Raw genomic sequence first — 19,844 nt, forward strand, 5'->3', positions numbered from 1 at the left:
CAAGAGTGTTCACAAGACATTCTGGGCAACCGAATTTCTTGACGACCATAGAGCATTGGAACCACCTGATCCCATCCCGAACTCAGTAGTGAAACGATGCATCGCCGATGGTAGTGTGGGGTTTCCCCATGTGAGAGTAGGTCATCGTCAAGATTCATTTCGCAAAACCCCTATCTGCGCATGCAGGTAGGGGTTTTGTCTTTAAGTAGGAACTACAGAGATTCGCAGGCACGTCCGAGAGACGGGCCAGCACACAGAATTTCTTGACGACCATAGAGCATTGGAACCACCTGATCCCATCCCGAACTCAGCAGTGAAACGATGCATCGCCGATGGTAGTGTGGGGTTTCCCCATGTGAGAGTAGGTCATCGTCAAGATTCAAATCCAAAGCCCCTGATCGCAATGCGATCAGGGGCTTTGTCTTTTCAGGGCCGTAGCCTGCAACGCATGGCGTTACGCTAGCGCAACCAGCTCAGGAACCCACCTTTCTTCACTTCCGTAGGCTTCTGCATGAGCAGTGACTCTCTACTCTGCCGGCGGAACCGCTGCAACTTGGTCAACGCCGACTGCACCTCACTACGTTGCTCAAGGCAACTGCGTACCTGTTCCTTCTCGATGCGGTAAAGCAGGCATCCGGTCAGGGTACGGAATTCGGCGAAAGAGTCATCGTCGTCAACCAGCCCCTCGATCCCGAGCACCTCGCCCGGGCCCATGCGGCCGGCTTCTACCAGCTTGTCCCCATTACGCACCGAGGCCTGAATCACACCGCTGCCAATCACCAGCAGGTGGTCCGAGTTGTCGCCGATGCCCAGGATCACCTGGTTGGCCAGGTACTCCACCGCCGTCATGCGCTGGCTCAGCGTGTCACGCTCCTCACCGCTGAGCGAGCGGAATACCCGCACCTCATCGATGAGCTCGCGCTGACGGCTGCGTGGCGCAAGCGTCAGGTCGACGTTCCACATCACCCCGCTGGCCTCCAGGTGGCGATGGGCAAGGTCGAACAATTGGTTGCGTACCTCGGTCTTGAGCGCCATGTCGGCAACGAAAGCACTGGCCTCGTATTCCACCGACTCCAGGGAAGAAGTTTTAACCGTTACCTTAGGGGCAGGAGAGGCGAGCAAGGCACTGGTGCCTTGCAGGGCCTTCTCCAACGCATCGAACACGCGCTTTGGCCGGACCTTGGCCGGCACCACCACGCTGATCACAATCCCATGCCGATCAGCTGGGCGGCTGTGGTTAAGCAGCCGCGCCTTGGCCGCCACCGAATTGGGTATTACCGCCAGGCTACCGGTGCCGGTGATCATTCGCGTGGCGCGCCAGTCGATATCCACCACCTTGCCTTCGGTACCGTCGATGGAGATAGAGTCGCCTATCTGATAGGGCCGTGTGGTATTGAGCACGATGCCGGAGAACACATCGCTCAACGTGCTTTGCAAGGCCAGGCCAATGACGATGGCCATCACCCCGGACGTGGCCAGCAACCCCTTGACCGGCAGCTGCAGCACATAGGCCGCTGCGGCCACCACTGCGGCCAGGAAGATCAGCGCCCCAATCACATCCTGCAACAGGCGCCCGCCATGGCTGCCACGTGCCCCCAGCAGCAGGCCGAACACCACCGTCACCGTGCGCGCACCGAACAGCCACCAGCCAATGGCGAGCACCGTTGCCATCAGGTTGCGCGACACTTCGTCAATCCAGGGTGGTGGCTGCAGCGGGCTCATGCCGGCAGCGACCAGCACGGCGCTGAACAGCAGGAAGATCACCAGCCGTGAGGCAATACGCCAGATGCGATGCTGCTGGGGGATCAGCTGCCAGAGCAACAAGTCGCCAATGATCAGGCACGTGCCGAGCAGCAAGGGGTAGGACTGGATGAGCGCCAGCATGGTGTTCTCGCTGCAGGGGGCTGAACGTCAGTAATAGAGCAGGTTGAGCGGGCAGGCAATGGGTGCCCACCCCATGCAGTTCAATCCACATCCGACTCGAACAGGCGCGCCAGTTCCACCCGCGCTTCCTTGGCCGTCTGCATGACCTTGGCCCGATCGTCACGCACCCGGCCCTGGGCTTCCAATACCTGCTCGTCATGCTCGGTAAAGCGTGCGATACGGTCGGCGGCCTGCTCATCCGATAGCCCCAGCCCGGCCAGCGCACGACGGCTCATTTCCAGGCTGGAATAGAACGTCTCGCGGATCGGCTCCGCGCCGACATCCATCAGCTTGTGCACATGCTGACGGTTGCGTGCCCGAGCGATGACCTTGAGGTGCGGGTACAGGCGCTTGACCCGCTCGGCGGTGCGAATGGTCACCTCGGGGTCGTCACTGGTAATGATGAAATACTCGGCCTCGCCGACCTTGGCCGCATGCAGCACTTCGGGGCGCAGCGGGTCGCCGTAGAACACCGGCGCCTGTTCGAACATGCGCGTCATCTCGATGGCGTCCACCGAGGTCTCCAGGGCGATGAAGGGGATCTTCTGTGCACGCAGGATGCGCGAAACGATCTGGCCCATGCGGCCCATGCCGACAATCACTACCCGAGGGCTACCGGCATCTATGCTCTTGTACTGCTCGGGCACCTCGCGCACTGCTTGCGGGCGCTTCAGGGCGCGGGCGCAGCCGAGCATCAGCAGTGGGGTGATGGCCATCGACAGGGTGATGGTCATCAGCAGCAGGTCGTAGGTTTGCGTATCGAACAGACCCTGATCCTTGCCCAGCTTGAATACCACGAAGGCGAACTCGCCGCCGGCCGCCAGCACCATGCCCAGGCGCAGCGCGCTTGCGCTGTTGAGGCCACCGGCCAGGCGGCCGACGCCGATCAGCAGTACCAGCTTCACCGCGATCAGCAACAGGGTCAGGCCCAGCAGCACCAGCGGCATGTCCACCAGCAGGCGCAGGTTGGCACCCATGCCGACACTGATGAAGAACAAGCCCAGCAGCAGGCCCTTGAACGGTTCAATCTGCGACTCCAGTTCATGACGGTACTCGGAGTCCGCCAGCAGCAGGCCGGCCAGGAAGGCGCCGAGCGCCATGGAGATTCCTGCCTCTTCCATCAGCCAGGCGGTGCCGATCACCACCAGCAACGCGGTGGCGGTGGACACCTCCGGCAAGCCGGTGCGGGCCACGGTTCGGAACAACGGACGCAACAGGTAGCGGCCGCCGACGATGACGATTGCGATGCTGGCAAACACTTTCAGGCCATGTTCGAGGCTGTCGCCATGGCTGGTGTCCGGGCCACTGGCGGCCAGCAACGGCACCAGGGCAATCAGCGGGATTGCAGCGATGTCCTGGAACAGCAGGATGGCAAAGGCCAGGCGGCCATGGGGCGCATTGAGCTGCTTGCTCTCGGCCAGGCTCTGCAAGCCAAGGGCGGTGGAAGACAGTGCCAGCCCCAGGCCGAGCACGATGGCGGCCGGCAACGTCTGGCTGAAGCCGAACAAGGCGATGGCGCCGATCACCGCGCCGGTCAACAGCACCTGGGCGGTGCCCACGCCGAACACCGATTTGCGCATCAGCCACAGGCGTCTGGGGGACAGCTCCAGGCCAATGATGAACAGCAGCAAGACCACGCCCAGTTCGGAGATGTGCGCGACGCTTTCGGTGTCGCGGATCAGGCCCAGCGCTTGCGGGCCGATGGCCACACCGGCCAGCAGGTAGCCGATCACGGCGCCCAGTTGCAGGCGCTTGGCCAGGGGCACGGCGACCACGGCGGCAAGGAGGAAGATGACTGCGGTTTGTAGAAGGCTGCCTTCGTGCGGCATTGCTCGTACTCCTTGAACTGCGTGAGGCAGCGCTTTAGGGAACGGATGACAGGTTGCCGAAGCTTATGCCATCGGTGGAAGAGGCGAGCATTTTCGGGTGCTGCGGGAAACAGGACAATTCCAGCCTAACGGGAAGCATCGTTCTGAAAGTGGAACCTTTGATTGGCCAATCGCGGGGCAAGCCCGCTCCCACGCTTGCGGCTGTGGTAGCGGGCTTGCACCAACCCCTTACTGCAGATGCGCTTTAAGGGCCTGTGCCGCCTGGTCCATGGCACTGCGGACAGTGGGTACGGTGCTCAGCACATTGAGCAGGCCATAGTCATGGATCATGCCGTTGTAGCGCACCGCAGTCACCGGTACCCCGGCGGCGTCGAGCTTGCGGGCGTAGGCTTCGCCTTCGTCACGCAGCACGTCCATTTCGGCGGTCTGAACCAGGGCCGGTGGCAGGCCCTTGAGTTGCTCCAGGCTGGCACGCAGCGGCGAGGCATGGATGTCGTCGCGCTGACGCGGGTCTGTGGTGTAGCTGTTCCAGAACCACTGCATCATGTTGCGGGTCAGGAAGTGGCCCTCGGCGAACTGGTTATAGGAGGCGTTGTTGAAGTTGGCATCGGTCACCGGCCACAGCAGCGCCTGGAAGCGCAGCTTCGGCGTGCCGGCCTCCTTGGCCTTTATCGCCACCACCGCGGCCATGTTGCCGCCGACGCTGTTGCCGGCGACCGCCAGGCGGCTGCCGTCGACGCCGATCTCCTGGCCATGCTCGGCGACCCAGCGGGTGGCGGCATAGGCCTGGTTGATCGCGGTGGGGAATTGCGCTTCTGGCGAAGGCGTGTAGTCGACGTATACCGCCGCTGCGCCGGAGCCGACCACAAGATCGCGGATCAGCCGTTCGTGGGTGGGGTAGTCGCCCAGCACCCAACCACCGCCGTGGAAGAACATGAACACTGGCAGTTCGCCCGTGGCGCCCTCAGGGCGTACCACGCGGATCTGCAATGGCTGGCCGTCGGCCTGAATGGTCCGGCGCTCAACGCGGATACCCGACACATCGACTTTCACCCCGGCCTGGGCTCCGCTCAATACGGCGCGTGCGTCTTTCGGCGCCAGGGTTTCCAGCGGCTTGCCGCCGCCTGCGGCAAGCGCATCGAGGAAGCCTTGGGTGTTGCGTTCGACGCCAGGGCTGCCAGCGGCGAAGGCGCTGTTCACGGCCAGGGCCAGCAGGCCGGCGGTCAGAGTACGGGACAGTTTCATGTGCGGGTTCCTCTGCGTACGAGCCGGCGGCTCAGTTCTGGTTGGCAAGGGTGGTGGGCTGGCTGTAGCTCACGGCTTGCAATTGGCCGTTGCTGTCGCGGTAGGTCAGGATGGCGGTGCTGGCGTGGCCCTCAATCGCGCTGGGAGCCTCGACGGAGACCACCTGAGCGATGTCCAGCTTCATCCCGTAGCGGTAAGCGCTGGCTTCAGTGGCGAAGGCCCCGGCGCTGGTGCCGATGGCCAGGGTGGTAACGCCGAGGGCGAGGATTGTGCGAAGGGTCATGATCGTTCTCCAGGATGTGTTGAATGGGTTTGGCGACTGCTTGCTGCGTGAGATGAATATTGAGCGCAAATAGTTAGCGCGCAAAATATATTTCAGCTATGGAGAAGATTGACCCTGTGCATGATCCGTCAGCTGCCTGGTCGGTACTGCATCGCTTCGGCCAGATGGGCCCGACCAATGGCCTCGGCTTGTTCCAGGTCCGCCAGCGTACGCGCCACCTTGAGCAGGCGATGGGCCGCCCGCAGCGACAGCGTGAGGCGTTCGCAGGCGGTTTCCAGCCAGGCCTGGTCGGCCGATGTCAGCAGGCAATGCCGGCGCAGGCCGTTGAGATCGAGGAAGGCATTGGCGCAGCCCTGGCGACGCTGCTGCAGCGCGCGGGCCTCGGCCACGACAGCGGCGACACTGGCGCTGGTTTCGCCACTGGGTTGGTTATCGAGCACGGTATTCTCCCGGGCCACCGTCAGGTGCAGGTCGATGCGGTCGAGCAGGGGGCCGGAGAGTTTGTTGCGATAGCGCTGGATCTGCTCGGGGCTGCAGCGGCAGCGGCCGGTGGGGTCGCCAAAATAGCCGCAGGGGCAGGGGTTCATCGCCGCCACCAACTGGAAGCGTGCCGGGAAGCGCACCCGGTCCCTGGCCCGGGCGATCACGATCTCGCCCGATTCCAATGGCTCGCGCAACACTTCCAGCACGCGCCGCTCGAACTCTGGCAGTTCATCAAGAAACAGCACGCCATGGTGCGCCAGGGTGATTTCGCCCGGCTGCGGGCGGCTACCGCCACCGACCAGTGCCGGGCCCGAGGCGGAGTGATGGGGGTGGCGAAACGGCCGCTGCGGCCAGCTGTCCAGCGGTGCGTGGCCGCTGACCGAGCGGATTGCCGCCACCTCCAGCGCCTCGCGCTCGTCCAGCGGCGGCAGCAGGCCGGGCAGGCGGCTGGCGAGCAGGGTCTTGCCGGTGCCGGGCGGCCCGGTGAACAGCAGGTTGTGTCCACCGGCAGCCGCCACCAGCAGGGCACGTTTGGCCGCGGTCTGGCCCTGTACTTCGCTGAGGTCAGGGTAGGGCCGCTGTTCCAGCAGCAAGCCGTTGGCCGCAAAGGGTGGCAGCGGCAGTTGCCCGCTCAGGTGCGCCACCAGCTCCTGCAGATGCCCCACCGCGTACACCACCAGCCCGCTGGCCAGGCTGGCTTCCTCGGCGTTCTCGCGTGGTACCACCAGCGCCCGCCCGGCGTCGCGTGCCGCCAGCGCGGCGGGCAGCACACCTTGCACTGGCCGCAGCGCCCCGGACAGGGCCAGTTCACCCAGGCATTCGATGTCTTCGAGCGCAGCCACCGGCACCTGGCCATTGGCGGCGAGGATCCCCAGGGCGATGGCCAGATCGTAGCGCCCACCGTCCTTGGGCAGGTCGGCTGGTGCGAGGTTCTGGGTGATGCGCCGGGCCGGGTAATCCAGCCCGGCGTTGACGATGGCGCTGCGTACCCGGTCCTTGCTTTCCTTGACCGTGGCCTCCGGCAAACCAACCAGGGTAAGCGACGGCAGGCCGTTGGCCAGGTGGGTTTCGACACTGACGGCGGGTGCCAGCACGCCCACCTGGGCGCGGCTGTGGACGAGGGCGAGGGACATGGGCGCTCCGTGTTCGCGTGATTCAGGCCGCATCCTGCGGCCCGGCAAAGCATAGTGGTGTCCCTGGCGGGCACGCTGGAAAGAGTGCGTCGAGGTTTTTCCGCAGCCTCATCTAGCGGCGAGGCTGCTTGCCGCACACCACTGCAACCCCCTCACCCCGCGCCCGAGCCAGCAGTTCCTCGGTATCGTCTGCGCCCGGCAAAGCCAGCACCAGGTCTGGCCGGCTGTCACGCAGCATGAAAGCGTTGCGCAGGCGCTCAGCCAGTTTGCCGTGCAACTGCCAGTTGGGCGGGTAGCGCACGATGTCCGCACCGTGCTCCCGCGCCCAGGCTTCGATATCGCCACCCAGGTACTGGCTGCCGCCGTGTATGAGCACCTGGATCGGTTGCTGTCGCTGCAGTTCGTCCAGCGCCCGACGGCAGCGCTGGTGGTCGGCGTAGTTGCGCCCCGCACAGATCAGTACACGCATACGCCCCCCTCAGAACCACTGGCCGAAGCGGCGGATGTACAGGGTCTTCATGCCTTGCGCCACCAGGCAGTAGCCCAGCAGGGTGGCGGCCAGCCAAGGGAAGTACTCCCACGGCAGCGGCACCAGCCCGACCATCGCCCCCAGTGGCGAGAACGGGATGTAGATACCCAGGCACATCACCAGGCCCGTGGCGAGGATCACCGGCAGCGCCGCAGTGCTCTGCAGGAACGGCACCTTGCGGGTGCGCAGCATGTGCACCACCAATGTCTGCGACAGCAGCCCTTCGATGAACCAGCCGGACTGGAACAGCGCCTGCATCTCCACGCTGTTGGCAGCGAACACGTACCACATCAGGGCGAAGGTGGTGATGTCGAAGATCGACGAGGTGGGCCCGATCCACAGCATGAAGCGGCCGATGTTGCGGGCATCCCATTTGCGCGGCTCGCGCAGAAACTCCTTGTCCATGCGGTCCCAGGGCAGCGACAGCTGAGAGAAGTCGTACATCAGGTTCTGCAGCAGCAAGTGGATCGCCAGCATCGGCATGAACGGGATGAAGGCGCTGGCCACCAGTACCGAAAACACGTTGCCAAAGTTGGAACTGGCAGTCATGCACAGGTACTTCATGATGTTGCCGAAGGTTTCGCGGCCTTTGAGCACACCTTCTTCGAGCACCATCAGGCTCTTTTCCAGCAGGATGATGTCGGCCGATTCCTTGGCGATGTCGGTGCCGCTGTCCACCGAAATGCCCACGTCGGCGTCACGCAGGGCTGGGGCGTCGTTGATACCGTCGCCGAGAAAACCGACGGTGTGGCCGTTGGCCTGCAAGGCTTTGAGCACCCGCGACTTCTGCAACGGGGTGAGCTTGGCGAACACCGTACGTTCTTCGACCAGCGCCTTGAGCTGGGCGTCGTCCAGCCGCTCGATGTCCTGCCCAAGCAATGGCTGGCCGGGCTCCAGGCCCACTTCGCGGCAAACTTTGCAGGTGACCACAGGGTTGTCGCCAGTCAGCACTTTCACCTTCACGCCCATCTCACGCAGCGCGGCAATGGCCGGGCCAGCCGTTTCCTTGGGCGGGTCAAGGAAGGTCAGGAAGCCGCGGATCACCAGGCTGCGCTCGTCAGCGGTGCTGTACTGAGCCTTGCGTTCGGTGGCGGGGATTTCGCGGGTGCCGATCAGCAGCACGCGAAAGCCGTCCTGGTTGAATGCGCTGGCGGTGGCCAACAGTTGCTGGCGCTGTGCCTCGTCAAGAGGGATGCGCTGGCCGTTCTCTTCTACATGGGTGGCGATGGCGAGCATTTCCTCGACCGCGCCTTTGCTGACCAGCAGGTGATCGCCGAGCGCATCCTTGACGATCACCGACAGACGCCGGCGAATGAAGTCGAAGGGCAATTCGTCGACCTTGGCGTAGGCGTAGGGCGGCTGGAAGCCGCTGTTCTCGCCAGCGAAGCGCAGTACGGCCTGGTCCATGAGGTTTTTCACGCCGCTCTGGTGGTGGCTGTTGAGCCAGGCCAGCTCGAGCAGTTGCGGGTCGGTGCGGCCGCTCGGGTCGACATGGTGTTCGAGGATGATTCGGTCCTGGGTCAGGGTGCCGGTCTTGTCGGTGCACAGCACATCCATCGAGCCAAAGTTCTGGATGGCGTTCAGGCGCTTGACCACCACTTTGCGCCTGGCCATGGCCACGGCGCCCTTGGCCAGGTTGGCACTGACGATCATTGGCAGCATTTCCGGGGTGAGGCCCACGGCCACGGCCAGGGCGAACAGGAAGGCATCGCTCCAGTCACCCTTCACCACGCCATTGAGCACGAACACCACCGGCACCATCACCAGCATGAAGCGGATCAGCAGGCTGCTGACGCTGTTCACGCCGCGGTCGAAGGCGGTCTGGCTGCGCGAGCCGGCAATCGCTCTGGCCAGCGAGCCGAAGTAGGTGCGCTTGCCGGTGGCCACCACCACGGCGCGGGCGCGACCGCTGACTACGTTGGTGCCCATGAAGCCGATGTTCGGCAGGTCGAGCAGGCTGCCTTCGTCAGTGGCGCTGTCTGCGGCGGACTTCGGTGCGATGTGGCCGAGTGTGTCGTACTTTTCCACCGGCAGCGCTTCGCCGGTGAGCACGGCCTGGCTGATGAACAGGTCGCGCGACTCGATCAGGCGGATATCGGCAGGGATCATGTCGCCAGCGGCCAATTGCACGATATCGCCGGCCACCAGCTCGTTCATGGGCACTTCGCGCAGCTGCGCGGGGGTGTCGTGGCGCTCGCGACGCAGCACCGTGGCGGTGGTGCGGACCATCGCCTTGAGTGCTTCGGCCGCCTTGCTCGAACGGTATTCCTGCCAGAAGCGCAGCAGGCCGCTGACGCTGACCATGGTCAGGATGATGATCACCTTGGTCAGGTCGAGGTCGTCGAAGTCACCGGCGCGCAGCGGCAGCCAGTAGTCAGTGACGAAGCTGATGGCGGCGAGGGTGAGCAGTACATAGATGAAGGGGTTGTGCAGCGCCTTGAGCAGTTGCACCAGGGCCGGTTGCGGTTTGTCGTGGGCGACCTCGTTGGCGCCATCGCGCTGCAGGCGCTTGGCGGCTTCGTGCTCGGTCAGGCCGAGCTCGCTGGCGTCGAGGTTGGCGAGGGTGACGGCCAGGCCATTGCGCGCCTCACGGGCGGCGCGCATGGACAGGCGAGCGTCCGGAGTCGTGGTGGTGTTGCGGTCTTTGACGGTCATCGGGCTGTGCTCCTGCCGCAGGAGGCGGCACGAAACACAGTCGACTCACGGTTGGGCGGGTGAGTGCGCGTGTTTCGGGCCGCGATCATTCGATCGGTAAATAACGTTGTCTTTCCGGCGGTTGAACGTTCGCTGGCGCGTGCCGGAGTTAATGTCGGCAGCGAACTTTCTACTGGCTGAATCCATGGTGTCGTTATTCCCCTGGTAACTTTCAGGCAATAAGAATCCCGCGAACTTTAATGATGGAAAGTTCGTGTCTTATTGGTGGCAATTCAATAGGTAAGTGGCGACGCGCCCGTCAGCCGAAACACAACAAGGCGCGCCATCGACTCGGCGGTTCCTGGCCGTCGTCGGCATGCCAGTGCAGGCGCAGGCAGCCTTTGCCAGGTTGCGATAGCCAGGCGGCACGCAGGCGAGAACCACGCGCGACGGGGGCGGGGAAGGGCGGCGGGGCCGCATGGGTGCAGGTGTGCAGCGCCCCGAGTCGGGCGTGCAGGTGTGTACGGATAAAGGTGATGAGGTTCATGAGCTTGCCTCCGACCGGGCTGGCACCCGGGGCGGCAAGCTACGGCGGAGCATCAGGCTCTGGCGCGGCTTGCCCAGCCAGGGAGGCGGGCCCGGAGTTCCGGTTCAAGTGCCTGACAGCCAGGGGCGGCCAGGCAGCGACTAGATACTGTGTCCATTGAATTCTTCGTGAGTTGAAATAAAGGCCCGGTTTTCAGGGCGGGTGAACTTTATGCAAAGCATAGCGGGCAAGTCAACCCGCAAGGTGAAACTGAATTAAGTTTCATCTGGTTTAATCAGCGCAATTATATGTTGGAAACTCCAACGGCAGGGTGCGCTGCCTGCAGGAGCGGCAGGGCCGCTCCAGAGACGGGATGATTATTGCTCTGATGCTGGCGCTGGCGCGATCCGCGCTTCCAGCTCGGCGAACTGTTTCTCCAGCGCTTCAAGGCGGGCGCGGGTGCGGGCCAATACCACCATCTGGCTGTCGAACTCCTCGCGGCTGACCAGGTCGAGCTTGCTGAAGGCACCCTGCATCAGCACTTTGAACTGGCTCTCCAGTTCGGCACGGGGCTGAGCGGTGTCACCGCTGAACAGGCGTGAGGCCTGGTCGCTCAGGGCATCGAGAAGGGCTTTGGGCGCGAGCATGTCAGGCTATCCGTTGATGGGTGAAAGGGCAGCAGTGTATCACGCCCCTTTTCGCGGGTTGCCCTGCACACTTTTTGCGCAGGGCGGCCAAAGGTCGCGCACCGAAGTTGTGCAGCTTTTCCCTGCTGGCGACTGGCCAATCCCGACTGTTTCACGCAACTACCTGTTTTCTGGCGTTTTCCCGGAGCTGGCAAGGTTTCTGCAAAGACCTCGGTGAGCCATGCACTGATGCGGTCCGCTGTGACCAGGCAGTGCGTAGCCCAGTGGTAAGGCCCTTGGTCACCGCCACAAGGTGTCGCGGCGGGGAGGATGGAGCCGACGACGCGTTACAAAGCCAGGCGCTGCGCTTAGACTTGAGACGGGTTTGTTTTCCTGGGGCAAGTCCACCAAATCGGGAGAGAGTTTCATGAAGCTAGTCACTGCCATCATCAAGCCGTTCAAGCTGGACGACGTGCGCGAGTCGCTGTCGGAAATCGGCGTGCAGGGCATCACCGTGACCGAAGTCAAAGGCTTCGGCCGGCAGAAGGGTCACACCGAGCTGTATCGCGGCGCCGAATACGTGGTCGATTTCCTGCCCAAGGTAAAGATCGATGTCGCCATCGACGACAAAGACCTTGATCGGGTGATCGAGGCCATCACCAAGGCGGCCAACACCGGCAAGATCGGTGACGGCAAGATTTTCGTGGTCAATCTGGAGCAAGCGATCCGCATCCGTACCGGCGAAACCGATACCGACGCGATCTAAACGCTACAAAAAAGCCTCACCAAACCCAACGCCCCAGGAGAAAACAACATGACTCTGCGTAAGATCGCAGGGCTAGGAGCCCTATTGTCCCTCGTAATGCCAGGGTTGGCCCTGGCCGAGGAAACTGCCGCCCCGGTGCTCAACTCCGGCGACACCGCCTGGATGCTCACCTCGACGGCGCTGGTCCTGTTCATGACCATCCCGGGCCTGGCCCTGTTCTACGGCGGCATGGTGCGTTCCAAGAACGTGCTGTCGGTGATGATGCAGTGCTTTGCCATCACCGGGCTGATCAGCATCCTGTGGGTTATCTACGGTTACAGCCTGGCATTCGATACCGCGGGTATGGAAAAGGGCGTGCTCAACCTGAATTCCTTCATCGGTGGCTTCTCCAAGGCCTTCCTCAACGGCGTCACGCCGTCGGGCCTGACCTCTGCCACCGCGTTGTTCCCTGAAGCTGTGTTCATCACCTTCCAGATGACCTTCGCCATCATCACCCCGGCGCTCATCGTCGGTGCCTTTGCCGAACGCATGAAGTTCTCGGCCATGCTGATTTTCATGGGCGTGTGGTTCACCCTGGTCTATGCGCCGATCGCGCACATGGTCTGGAGCGGTGACGGTGCGCTGATGTGGGATTGGGGCGTACTGGACTTCGCCGGCGGCACCGTGGTGCACATCAACGCCGGTATCGCCGGCCTGGTCTGCTGCCTGGTGCTGGGCAAGCGCAAAGGCTACCCGACCACGCCGATGGCGCCGCACAACCTGGGCTACACCCTGATGGGCGCGGCCATGCTGTGGATCGGCTGGTTCGGCTTCAACGCAGGCTCTGCGGCGGCCGCTAACGGCACCGCCGGCATGGCGATGCTGGTCACCCAGATCGCTACCGCCGCCGCCGCCCTGGGCTGGATGTTCGCCGAGTGGGTCTTCCACGGCAAACCGAGCGCACTGGGCATCGCCTCGGGTGTGGTAGCCGGCCTGGTCGCCATTACCCCGGCCGCCGGTACCGTCGGCCCGATGGGCGCGCTGGTGATCGGCCTGGTCTCGGGCGTGGTCTGCTACTTCTGCGCCACCAGCCTCAAGCGCAAGATGGGTTATGACGACTCGCTCGACGCCTTCGGCGTGCACGGTATCGGCGGCATCGTCGGTGCGCTGCTTACCGGTGTGTTCGCAGCGCCGGCCCTGGGCGGCTTCGGCGCGGTCACCGACATCGCCGCGCAGTTCTGGATCCAGGCCAAAGGTGTGCTGTTCACCGTGGTCTATACCGCCATCGTCACCTACGTGATCCTCAAGGTGCTGGACCTGGTGATGGGCCTGCGGGTCAGCGAAGAAGAAGAGTCGGTCGGCCTCGACCTGGCTCAACACAACGAGCGCGGCTACAACCTGTAACCGCCACGCTGGAAATCTTGCCCGGTTCGCCGGGCATTTTTTTGCCTGTAGTTTGCCGTTTTACGCCCGGCAAACGGTTTCGCTGTCCTGTTCGCGACCCAGGCAGAAAACTTACAAGTCATTGGGCGTTTCTGGTGCTTTGCTTTTTCTGCGAGCGCGCTAGAATGCGCGCCGAAGGGTGTGGGACGAGTAACCCGCACACTTCGCCACCCTTTGCTAGGCTTGCAGTAGCCTGTGGCCAGCCAGGGTAAGAACAGTGTTGTCAGGCCTTGCCAGGAGCAGGGCCTGCTGGGTGCCGGGCCTCCCATCAGGAGCTGGACACCCGAGGCAGTGGCCAACCCACGGCCAGTTGAATTTTCACCGGTGACTGCCGTCTACGGTCGCACCGGTCTATAACTAACCTGCTTTTCGCAAGTCATGAGGTAGAACATGAGCGACGACGATCTGGAAAATGATGACCTCGAAGTAGGTGACGAAGACGAGGCTGATGAAGGCCTCGAGGCGGCAGCCGACGATGGTGCGGAAGATGCTGGCGATGACGACAGCAGCCCCGCGCCGACCGCCAAGGGCAAGTCCAAGGCGGCTGTTTCGGTAGACGAAATGCCGAGTATGGAAGCCAAGCAGAAGGAGCGTGATGCCCTGGCCAAGGCGATGGAAGAGTTTCTTTCGCGCGGTGGCAAGGTGCAGGAAGTCGAGGCCAATGTGGTCGCCGACCCGCCCAAGAAGCCGGACAACAAGTACGGCAGCCGCCCTATCTGAGTGGCTGATAGCAAAGAAGCCCGCCGTCGCTGCGGGCTTTTTTGTGGCTGTGAGATCTGTGTTGCCTGTACCGGCCCAATCGCCGGCAAGCCGGCTCCCACAGGAATCGCGCAAGTACCAGGCCCATGCAGTACTTGTGGGAGCCGGCTTGCCGGCGATTGGGCCGCAAAGCGGCCCCTGTCAGCGCCAGCGCGCCAGCACCTCGGGCAACTGCGACAACCGCTGAATCTGCGCATCCGGCGCTTGCTCGCCCGTCCAGGCCTTGTGCTGCGGGTTGAACCACACCGCGCGCAACCCGGCCCGCTGTGCCCCGGCGATGTCGTCGCCCGGGTGGTCGCCGATGTGCACCGCCGCCCCAGCGTCCACGCCACCCAGTTTCAGGGCCTCCATGAACGGTGCCGGATCCGGCTTGCCTACGCCCAGGTCCTCGGCGCACAGGGCAAAGCGGAAGTAGTCCGCCAACCCGAGCCGGCGCACGTCGGCGTTGCCATTGGTGACCACCCCGAGCGTGTACTGGTGGCGCAGGATCTCCAGCACCGGCTGCACCTCGGGGAACACCTCGACCTGGTGCCGCGCATGGAGGAACACCTCGAAGCCTTCGTTGGCCAGTTCCTGGGCGTGCTTCTCGCTGTAGCCGACCTCTTCCAGGGCGTGGAACAGCACACGCCTGCGCAGGGCGCTGATGCGGTGCTTGAGGCCGGGTTCGGCCTGCACCAGGCGTTCACGGATGGCGAACAGGTGCTCGACCGGCACCGCGCCCAGAACCGGCGCATTGGCGGCGAGCCAGTCGCGCAGGACGGTTTCGGCACTGGCGATGACCGGCGCGGTGTCCCACAGCGTGTCGTCCAGGTCGAAGGTGATCAGCTTGATGCTCATGAGTCTGTGCCTTTGCTGCGTTTGGCCCGAGGGTGGGCGCTGTCGTACACCGCGGCCAGGTGCTGGAAGTCCAGATGGGTGTAGATCTGCGTGGTGCTGATGTCGGCGTGGCCGAGCATTTCCTGCACCGCGCGCAGGTCCTGGGACGATTCCAGCAGGTGGCTGGCGAAGGAATGGCGAAGCATGTGCGGATGCAGGTGCTGGCCGAGCTCACGCTCGCCGGCGGTCTTGACCCGCAGCTGAATGGCCCGTGGGCTGAGGCGCTTGCCCTGGCGGGTGATGAACACCGCGCCGTCCTGGGGGCCACCGATGCCGCGCAGGCGCAGCCACGCCTGCAGCGCCTCGCGCGCCTTGCGCCCGACCGGCAGTACGCGGCTCTTGCTGCCCTTGCCCTGCACCTGTACCAGCCCGGCGGCCAGGTCGAGGTACTCGAGGTCGAGGCCGGCCAGTTCCGACAGGCGCAGGCCGGAGGAGTAGAACAGTTCGAGGATGGCCTGGTCACGCCGGGCGATGAAGTCATCATCAACGCCGCCATCGAGCAGCTGCAGCGCGCGGTCGGTGTCGAGCACTTTGGGCAGGCGCCGCTCGCCCTTGGGGGGCGCCAGGCCATCGGCCGGGTCGTGCTGGCACAGGCCTTCGCGGTTGAGGTAGCGGTACAGCCCGCGCACCGCCGAAAGCAGGCGCGCCAGGCTGCGTGAGGACTGCCCGTGATGGTGCTGGCGCGCCACCAGTTGGCGCAGCTGCTGGACTTGCAGCGCAGGCCAGCCGCCAATGCCTTGGCTGTTGCAGTAGGCAATGACCTTTTCCAGGTCGCGGCGGTAGGCCAGCAGGGTGTGTTCGGAGACCTGGCGCTCGTTGCGCAGGTGCGCGCAATAAGCCTCCAGCTGGCGCTCCATCAGCGCACCGAGCGTAGGGTCTGGGTGAAGCGTGGCACCACGCGGCCCAGCACTTCGGCGATGTAGCTGAGGAACAGGGTGCCGACGCTGCTCTTGTAGTGCTGCGGGTCGCGGCTGCCGATCGCCAGCACGCCATGCAGGCCCTGGTACTCCAGGGTGGCCACGGCGCTGGAGCCGACCTCCTTGTGCTGGTCATTGCCGAACAGGAAGGCCAGCTCGTGCTCGCGCAGGCTGCCGCTGATGGTCTTGCCGCCACCGATCAGCCCGCCGATGGCCTGCTGGGCCTCGCTGCCGGACACCCAGCGGCCGACCGGCGCGGCATTTTCGCCGAACAGGATCAAGCTGACGAAGGGCACCTTGAACTCCTGGCGCAGGCTGTCTTCGACCGCCATCACCACTTCTTCCAGGCTGCCGGCATCCAGCAGGTCGAGGATCAGCCGGCGAGTCTTGTCGAACAGCCGGTCGTTGTCACGGGCCACGTCCATCAGTTGCGACAGGCGATGGCGCATCTCGATGTTGCGGTCACGCAGCAGCTTGAGCTGGCGCTCCACCAGCGACACGCTGTCGCCGCGCTGGTGGGGGATGCGCTGCTCGATCAGCAGCTCGTCATGCTCGGCGAAGAACGTGGGGTGGGCGCGCAGATAGGCGACCACCGCGTCGGCGTCGAGCTCGGGTACAACGTGCGGCTGTTCAGTCATGGCGGCTACTCGCTTAAAGACGAACCTGTCCTTCGAATACACGTACGGCCGGGCCGGTCATCAATACCGGCTGGCCGGGGCCAGCCCACTCGATGCTCAGGCGCCCGCCGGGCAGGTCGATGGTCACCGGCGAGTCCATCCAGCCCTGGGCGATGGCCGCGACGGCGGCGGCGCAGGCTCCGGTGCCGCAAGCCTGGGTCTCGCCGGCGCCACGCTCCCACACCCGCAGGTTGGCGCGGTGGCGGTCAACGACCTGGATGAAGCCGGCATTGACCCGCTGCGGGAAGCGCGGATGGTGCTCGATCTTCGGCCCCAGCTCATGCACCGGCGCGCTGCGCACGTCATCGACGCGCAGCACCGAATGCGGGTTGCCCATCGACACGGCAGCGATCTGGTGCACCTGGCCGTCGACTTCCAGCGGGTAGCTCGAAGCCTGCTCATCGGCGATGAACGGGATGTCGGCCGGGACGAAACGCGGCGGGCCCATGTCGACACAGATCTGGCCGTCGTTGCGCACGTCCAGTTCGATGATGCCGCTCTTGGTTTCGACGCGGATACGCTTTTTCGCGGTCAGGCGCTTGTCCAGCACGAAGCGGGCGAAGCAGCGCGCGCCGTTGCCGCATTGCTCGACCTCGGAGCCGTCGGCGTTGAAGATCCGGTAGCGGAAATCCACGTCGGGATTGTTCGGCGCTTCGACGATCAGTAGTTGGTCGAAGCCGATGCCGGTGTTGCGGTCACCCCATTGCTTGGCGTGCTTGGGCTGGATATGCGCGTGCTGGCTGACCAGGTCGAGGACCATGAAGTCGTTGCCAAGCCCGTGCATTTTAGTAAAACGCAGCAGCATGGGTTCACTCCGGCAGCAGGCTTTCGCCGGCGAACAGTTCAGCGATGGTTTCGCGGCGACGCACCTCGAAGGCCTGGTCACCATCGACCAGTACTTCGGCGCAGCGGCCACGGGTGTTGTAGTTCGAGCTCATGACGAAACCATAGGCGCCGGCGGACTGCACGGCCAGCAGATCGCCTTCGGCCAGGTTCAGCACACGGTCCTTGCCCAGGAAGTCACCGGTCTCGCAGATCGGCCCGACCAGGTCGTAGGCGCGGCCTTCACCTTCACGGGGTTTGACTGCGCTGACACCCATCCAGGCCTGGTACAAGGCCGGGCGGATCAGGTCGTTCATTGCCGCATCGATGATGGCGAAATCCTTGTGCTCGGTGTGCTTGAGGTATTCCACGCGGGTCAGCAGCACGCCGGCGTTGGCCACGATGTAGCGGCCTGGTTCGAACACCAGGGCCAGGTCACGGTCGCCGATACGCTCGCGGATGGCCTTGATGTACTCGGCCACCAAGGGAGGCTGTTCATCGCGGTAACGCACGCCGACACCGCCGCCCAGGTCCAGGTGGCGCAGGTGGATGCCGCATTCGGCGAGGCGATCGACCAGCACCAACAGGCGGTCCAGCGCATCGAGGAACGGCTCGACGGTGGTCAGCTGCGAACCGATGTGGCAGTCGACGCCGACCACTTCCAGGTTTGGCAGCTGCGCGGCGCGCACGTAGATGGCTTCGGCATCGGCGATGGCGATACCGAACTTGTTCTCTTTGAGGCCGGTGGAGATGTACGGGTGGGTGCCGGCATCGACATCTGGGTTCACCCGCAGCGACACCGGGGCCACCTTGCCCAGCTCGGCGGCTACCACTTGCAGGCGCTCGAGTTCGTCGGTGGATTCGACGTTGAAGCAGTGCACGCCGACTTCCAGGGCACGACGCATGTCTTCGCGGGTCTTGCCGACACCGGAGAACACCACGCGATCGGCACGCCCGCCGGCTGCCAGTACGCGCTCCAGCTCACCGCCGGAGACGATGTCGAAACCCGAACCCATCCGGGCCAGCAGGTTCAGCACGGCGAGGTTGGAGTTGGCTTTGACCGCGAAGCAGACCAGGTGCTCGACACCCTGCAGGGCATCGGTATAGCTACGGTACTGGGCCTCGATGTGGGCGCGCGAATACACGTAGGTGGGGGTGCCGAAACGCTCGGCGATGGCTGACAGGCCCACCCCTTCCGCGAACAGCTCGCCGCCACGGTAGTTGAATGCATCCATGGGATTTCCTTACTGCGCGGGAGACTGCTCGGGCTGCTCCAGCTCGTCTTGCTGTTCGGCCGGCTGGGCGTGCTTGTGCTGCTGGTGCGACTTGCTCGGGCCTTTGCCGTCCTTGCCGTCTTCCGGCAGGTACAGGGGGCCCTTCTGACCGCAGGCCGAAACGAGGCAGGCAACCGCGACCAGCGCCGCGAGGGAGGAAATCAGGCGCTTCATTGGTGAAATCCTTTGAAATAAGCAGTATTGCGCCCGAGTATACCGAGCGACCACCCGATTGCCTATGCAAGGGCCGGCCCGCCGGGCGGCGTTATTCTTGGGCTGTCAGTGCCAGCCCCGTCACGGGTAAACCCGCTCCACAGGAGCGTTGTGGGAGCGGGTTTGCCCGTGACGGGGCCCGCCCAGGCATCCGCTAGTCTTTGCATTCAACTGCTGGCGCCCGTATCTTCCCCGCCTTGCTTGCAACGCAGCCATTATTCGAGGTCCATGCACATGAGTTTGAGCGAAGCGCGTTTCCACGACCTGGTCGACGCGACCCAACAGGCCCTGGAAGACCTGTTCGACGAGAGCGGCCTGGATCTGGACATGGAAAACTCCGCCGGTGTCCTGACCATCAAATTCGACAACGGCAGCCAGCTGATCTTCAGCCGCCAGGAGCCACTGCGCCAATTGTGGCTGGCGGACAAGTCCGGCGGTTTCCACTTCGACTACGACGAAGAGAGCGGCAAGTGGGTGTGCGAGAAAAGCGAGGAGCTGCTCGGCGAGATGCTCGAGCGCATCGTCTGGGAGCGTGCCGGCGAGAAGCTGGACTTCGACGAAATCTGACATGAGCGACCAGCCTCGGCCCCCCAAGCCGCTGTACAGCAATGTCAGCCCAGCCGTGCCGTCACCCTGCATCAGCGTGTGCCGCCTCGATGAACACAAGGTCTGCACCGGCTGTCATCGCCATGTCGAGCATATCCGCGAGTGGCGTGCGGCCGACGACGACCGGCGCCGGCAGATCTGCCGCGAGGCCCTGGCCCTGAAAGCGCGGGCCCAGGCATAACCCCATTGATGCTGCGGGCTTGAGTATTTGCCCTGCTGTGGTAGTGTCGGGTCTTGCGTCGGTGACGCCACAGCATTCACAAACCCCGCCCTTGGGCGGGGTTTTGCTTTATCTGCCTCA

At 64.1% G+C, this 19,844-nt stretch carries 20 protein-coding genes and 2 rRNA genes; 7 read left to right on the forward strand and 15 right to left on the reverse strand.

Features of this window, described 5'->3' with window-relative positions:
* The first annotated feature begins 37 nt into the window (after positions 1 to 37).
* Together rrf (EJA05_RS00625) and rrf (EJA05_RS00630) are read left to right on the forward strand one after the other, a co-directional pair.
* A 5S ribosomal RNA gene (rrf, locus tag EJA05_RS00625) occupies positions 38 to 153 on the forward strand.
* 109 nt (positions 154 to 262) lie between these two features.
* Positions 263 to 378 (forward strand): 5S ribosomal RNA (rrf, locus tag EJA05_RS00630).
* Between the two features lie 81 nt (positions 379 to 459).
* On the opposite strand, the gene EJA05_RS00635 is transcribed toward rrf (EJA05_RS00630), so the two are convergent.
* The 9 genes from EJA05_RS00635 to EJA05_RS00675 all read right to left on the reverse strand — a co-directional run bounded on the left by EJA05_RS00635 (position 460) and on the right by EJA05_RS00675 (position 11,232).
* On the reverse strand, positions 460 to 1,884 hold the full coding sequence (locus EJA05_RS00635) for a mechanosensitive ion channel family protein (protein ID WP_125462108.1): 1,425 nt from the start codon (positions 1,882 to 1,884) through the stop codon (positions 460 to 462).
* An 80-nt stretch (positions 1,885 to 1,964) separates the two neighbouring features.
* Positions 1,965 to 3,752 carry a monovalent cation:proton antiporter-2 (CPA2) family protein gene (locus EJA05_RS00640; RefSeq protein WP_125857040.1) on the reverse strand — a complete coding sequence of 596 codons (1,788 nt, stop codon included), beginning with the start codon at positions 3,750 to 3,752 and terminating at the stop codon, positions 1,965 to 1,967.
* A gap of 228 nt (positions 3,753 to 3,980) precedes the next feature.
* The gene (locus tag EJA05_RS00645) at positions 3,981 to 4,997 is read right to left on the reverse strand and encodes an alpha/beta hydrolase (protein ID WP_125462110.1); all 1,017 of its coding nucleotides are present in this window, start codon (positions 4,995 to 4,997) and stop codon (positions 3,981 to 3,983) included.
* A 31-nt stretch (positions 4,998 to 5,028) separates the two neighbouring features.
* Entirely contained in the window at positions 5,029 to 5,280 is a 252-nt protein-coding gene (locus tag EJA05_RS00650) for a DUF2790 domain-containing protein (protein ID WP_125857041.1), read from the reverse strand.
* Between the two features lie 128 nt (positions 5,281 to 5,408).
* Positions 5,409 to 6,896, reverse strand: a complete 1,488-nt coding sequence (locus tag EJA05_RS00655) for a YifB family Mg chelatase-like AAA ATPase (protein ID WP_125857042.1) — start codon at positions 6,894 to 6,896, stop codon at positions 5,409 to 5,411.
* A 112-nt stretch (positions 6,897 to 7,008) separates the two neighbouring features.
* The gene (locus tag EJA05_RS00660) at positions 7,009 to 7,365 is read right to left on the reverse strand and encodes a DUF2493 domain-containing protein (RefSeq protein ID WP_125462113.1); all 357 of its coding nucleotides are present in this window, start codon (positions 7,363 to 7,365) and stop codon (positions 7,009 to 7,011) included.
* A 9-nt stretch (positions 7,366 to 7,374) separates the two neighbouring features.
* On the reverse strand, positions 7,375 to 10,080 hold the full coding sequence (mgtA, locus tag EJA05_RS00665; protein WP_125857043.1) for a magnesium-translocating P-type ATPase: 2,706 nt from the start codon (positions 10,078 to 10,080) through the stop codon (positions 7,375 to 7,377).
* Positions 10,081 to 10,378: 298 nt separating this feature from the next.
* Positions 10,379 to 10,606 (reverse strand): hypothetical protein, encoded by a 228-nt coding sequence (locus tag EJA05_RS00670; protein ID WP_125857044.1) that lies wholly within the window; start codon positions 10,604 to 10,606, stop codon positions 10,379 to 10,381.
* 356 nt (positions 10,607 to 10,962) lie between these two features.
* Positions 10,963 to 11,232 (reverse strand): accessory factor UbiK family protein, encoded by a 270-nt coding sequence (locus tag EJA05_RS00675; protein WP_125462116.1) that lies wholly within the window; start codon positions 11,230 to 11,232, stop codon positions 10,963 to 10,965.
* A 406-nt stretch (positions 11,233 to 11,638) separates the two neighbouring features.
* On the opposite strand from EJA05_RS00675, the gene glnK reads away from it, so the two are divergent.
* The 3 genes from glnK (at position 11,639) to sutA (ending at position 14,119) form a co-directional block, all read left to right on the forward strand.
* Positions 11,639 to 11,977, forward strand: a complete 339-nt coding sequence (gene glnK / locus EJA05_RS00680; protein ID WP_002555808.1) for a P-II family nitrogen regulator — start codon at positions 11,639 to 11,641, stop codon at positions 11,975 to 11,977.
* A 48-nt stretch (positions 11,978 to 12,025) separates the two neighbouring features.
* On the forward strand, positions 12,026 to 13,360 hold the full coding sequence (locus EJA05_RS00685; RefSeq protein ID WP_125462117.1) for an ammonium transporter: 1,335 nt from the start codon (positions 12,026 to 12,028) through the stop codon (positions 13,358 to 13,360).
* 429 nt (positions 13,361 to 13,789) lie between these two features.
* Positions 13,790 to 14,119, forward strand: coding sequence for a transcriptional regulator SutA (sutA, locus tag EJA05_RS00690; RefSeq protein ID WP_056794110.1), 330 nt, complete (start codon positions 13,790 to 13,792; stop codon positions 14,117 to 14,119).
* Between the two features lie 180 nt (positions 14,120 to 14,299).
* On the opposite strand, the gene EJA05_RS00695 is transcribed toward sutA, so the two are convergent.
* From EJA05_RS00695 to lptM, 6 genes are read right to left on the reverse strand one after another with little or no spacing between them, the layout of a single operon-like run.
* Positions 14,300 to 14,995 (reverse strand): HAD family hydrolase, encoded by a 696-nt coding sequence (locus tag EJA05_RS00695; RefSeq protein ID WP_125857045.1) that lies wholly within the window; start codon positions 14,993 to 14,995, stop codon positions 14,300 to 14,302.
* Positions 14,992 to 15,891, reverse strand: coding sequence for a tyrosine recombinase XerC (gene xerC, locus EJA05_RS00700; RefSeq protein WP_125462119.1), 900 nt, complete (start codon positions 15,889 to 15,891; stop codon positions 14,992 to 14,994). Before xerC ends, EJA05_RS00695 begins: the two co-directional genes overlap by 4 nt.
* Complete coding sequence (locus EJA05_RS00705) at positions 15,891 to 16,589, reverse strand: DUF484 family protein (RefSeq protein WP_125857046.1); 699 nt, start codon at positions 16,587 to 16,589, stop codon at positions 15,891 to 15,893. The genes xerC and EJA05_RS00705 overlap by 1 nt, the downstream gene beginning before the upstream one ends.
* 13 nt (positions 16,590 to 16,602) lie before the next feature.
* Positions 16,603 to 17,433 (reverse strand): diaminopimelate epimerase, encoded by an 831-nt coding sequence (dapF, locus tag EJA05_RS00710; RefSeq protein ID WP_125857047.1) that lies wholly within the window; start codon positions 17,431 to 17,433, stop codon positions 16,603 to 16,605.
* A gap of 4 nt (positions 17,434 to 17,437) precedes the next feature.
* Entirely contained in the window at positions 17,438 to 18,685 is a 1,248-nt protein-coding gene (gene lysA / locus EJA05_RS00715) for a diaminopimelate decarboxylase (RefSeq protein ID WP_125857048.1), read from the reverse strand.
* Between the two features lie 9 nt (positions 18,686 to 18,694).
* A complete protein-coding gene (gene lptM / locus EJA05_RS00720; protein WP_125462123.1) occupies positions 18,695 to 18,898 on the reverse strand; it encodes an LPS translocon maturation chaperone LptM in 204 nt (67 codons plus the stop codon).
* 273 nt (positions 18,899 to 19,171) lie between these two features.
* Here lptM and cyaY point away from each other — a divergent pair, with 273 nt between their 5' ends.
* Together cyaY and EJA05_RS00730 are read left to right on the forward strand one after the other, a co-directional pair.
* A complete protein-coding gene (gene cyaY / locus EJA05_RS00725) occupies positions 19,172 to 19,504 on the forward strand; it encodes an iron donor protein CyaY (protein WP_125462124.1) in 333 nt (110 codons plus the stop codon).
* 1 nt (position 19,505) lies between these two features.
* Positions 19,506 to 19,724: a DUF1289 domain-containing protein gene (locus tag EJA05_RS00730; RefSeq protein ID WP_125462125.1), complete on the forward strand. Its 219-nt coding sequence runs from the start codon at positions 19,506 to 19,508 to the stop codon at positions 19,722 to 19,724.
* Positions 19,725 to 19,844: the final 120 nt, after the last annotated feature.

Source organism: Pseudomonas oryziphila (assembly GCF_003940825.1).
GTDB lineage: Bacteria > Pseudomonadota > Gammaproteobacteria > Pseudomonadales > Pseudomonadaceae > Aquipseudomonas > Aquipseudomonas sichuanensis.

Coding starts and splice junctions, on each gene's coding strand:
- EJA05_RS00685 (WP_125462117.1), top strand. CDS start 12,026: ATGACTCTGCGTAAGATCGCAGGGCTAGGAGCCCTATTGTCCCTCGTA.
- EJA05_RS00640 (WP_125857040.1), bottom strand. CDS start 3,752: ATGCCGCACGAAGGCAGCCTTCTACAAACCGCAGTCATCTTCCTCCTT.
- lysA (WP_125857048.1), bottom strand. CDS start 18,685: ATGGATGCATTCAACTACCGTGGCGGCGAGCTGTTCGCGGAAGGGGTG.
- EJA05_RS00645 (WP_125462110.1), bottom strand. CDS start 4,997: ATGAAACTGTCCCGTACTCTGACCGCCGGCCTGCTGGCCCTGGCCGTG.
- lptM (WP_125462123.1), bottom strand. CDS start 18,898: ATGAAGCGCCTGATTTCCTCCCTCGCGGCGCTGGTCGCGGTTGCCTGC.
- sutA (WP_056794110.1), top strand. CDS start 13,790: ATGAGCGACGACGATCTGGAAAATGATGACCTCGAAGTAGGTGACGAA.
- EJA05_RS00650 (WP_125857041.1), bottom strand. CDS start 5,280: ATGACCCTTCGCACAATCCTCGCCCTCGGCGTTACCACCCTGGCCATC.
- EJA05_RS00670 (WP_125857044.1), bottom strand. CDS start 10,606: ATGAACCTCATCACCTTTATCCGTACACACCTGCACGCCCGACTCGGG.
- EJA05_RS00655 (WP_125857042.1), bottom strand. CDS start 6,896: ATGTCCCTCGCCCTCGTCCACAGCCGCGCCCAGGTGGGCGTGCTGGCA.
- EJA05_RS00705 (WP_125857046.1), bottom strand. CDS start 16,589: ATGACTGAACAGCCGCACGTTGTACCCGAGCTCGACGCCGACGCGGTG.
- cyaY (WP_125462124.1), top strand. CDS start 19,172: ATGAGTTTGAGCGAAGCGCGTTTCCACGACCTGGTCGACGCGACCCAA.
- mgtA (WP_125857043.1), bottom strand. CDS start 10,080: ATGACCGTCAAAGACCGCAACACCACCACGACTCCGGACGCTCGCCTG.
- EJA05_RS00675 (WP_125462116.1), bottom strand. CDS start 11,232: ATGCTCGCGCCCAAAGCCCTTCTCGATGCCCTGAGCGACCAGGCCTCA.
- EJA05_RS00660 (WP_125462113.1), bottom strand. CDS start 7,365: ATGCGTGTACTGATCTGTGCGGGGCGCAACTACGCCGACCACCAGCGC.
- xerC (WP_125462119.1), bottom strand. CDS start 15,891: ATGGAGCGCCAGCTGGAGGCTTATTGCGCGCACCTGCGCAACGAGCGC.
- glnK (WP_002555808.1), top strand. CDS start 11,639: ATGAAGCTAGTCACTGCCATCATCAAGCCGTTCAAGCTGGACGACGTG.
- dapF (WP_125857047.1), bottom strand. CDS start 17,433: ATGCTGCTGCGTTTTACTAAAATGCACGGGCTTGGCAACGACTTCATG.
- EJA05_RS00730 (WP_125462125.1), top strand. CDS start 19,506: ATGAGCGACCAGCCTCGGCCCCCCAAGCCGCTGTACAGCAATGTCAGC.
- EJA05_RS00695 (WP_125857045.1), bottom strand. CDS start 14,995: ATGAGCATCAAGCTGATCACCTTCGACCTGGACGACACGCTGTGGGAC.
- EJA05_RS00635 (WP_125462108.1), bottom strand. CDS start 1,884: ATGCTGGCGCTCATCCAGTCCTACCCCTTGCTGCTCGGCACGTGCCTG.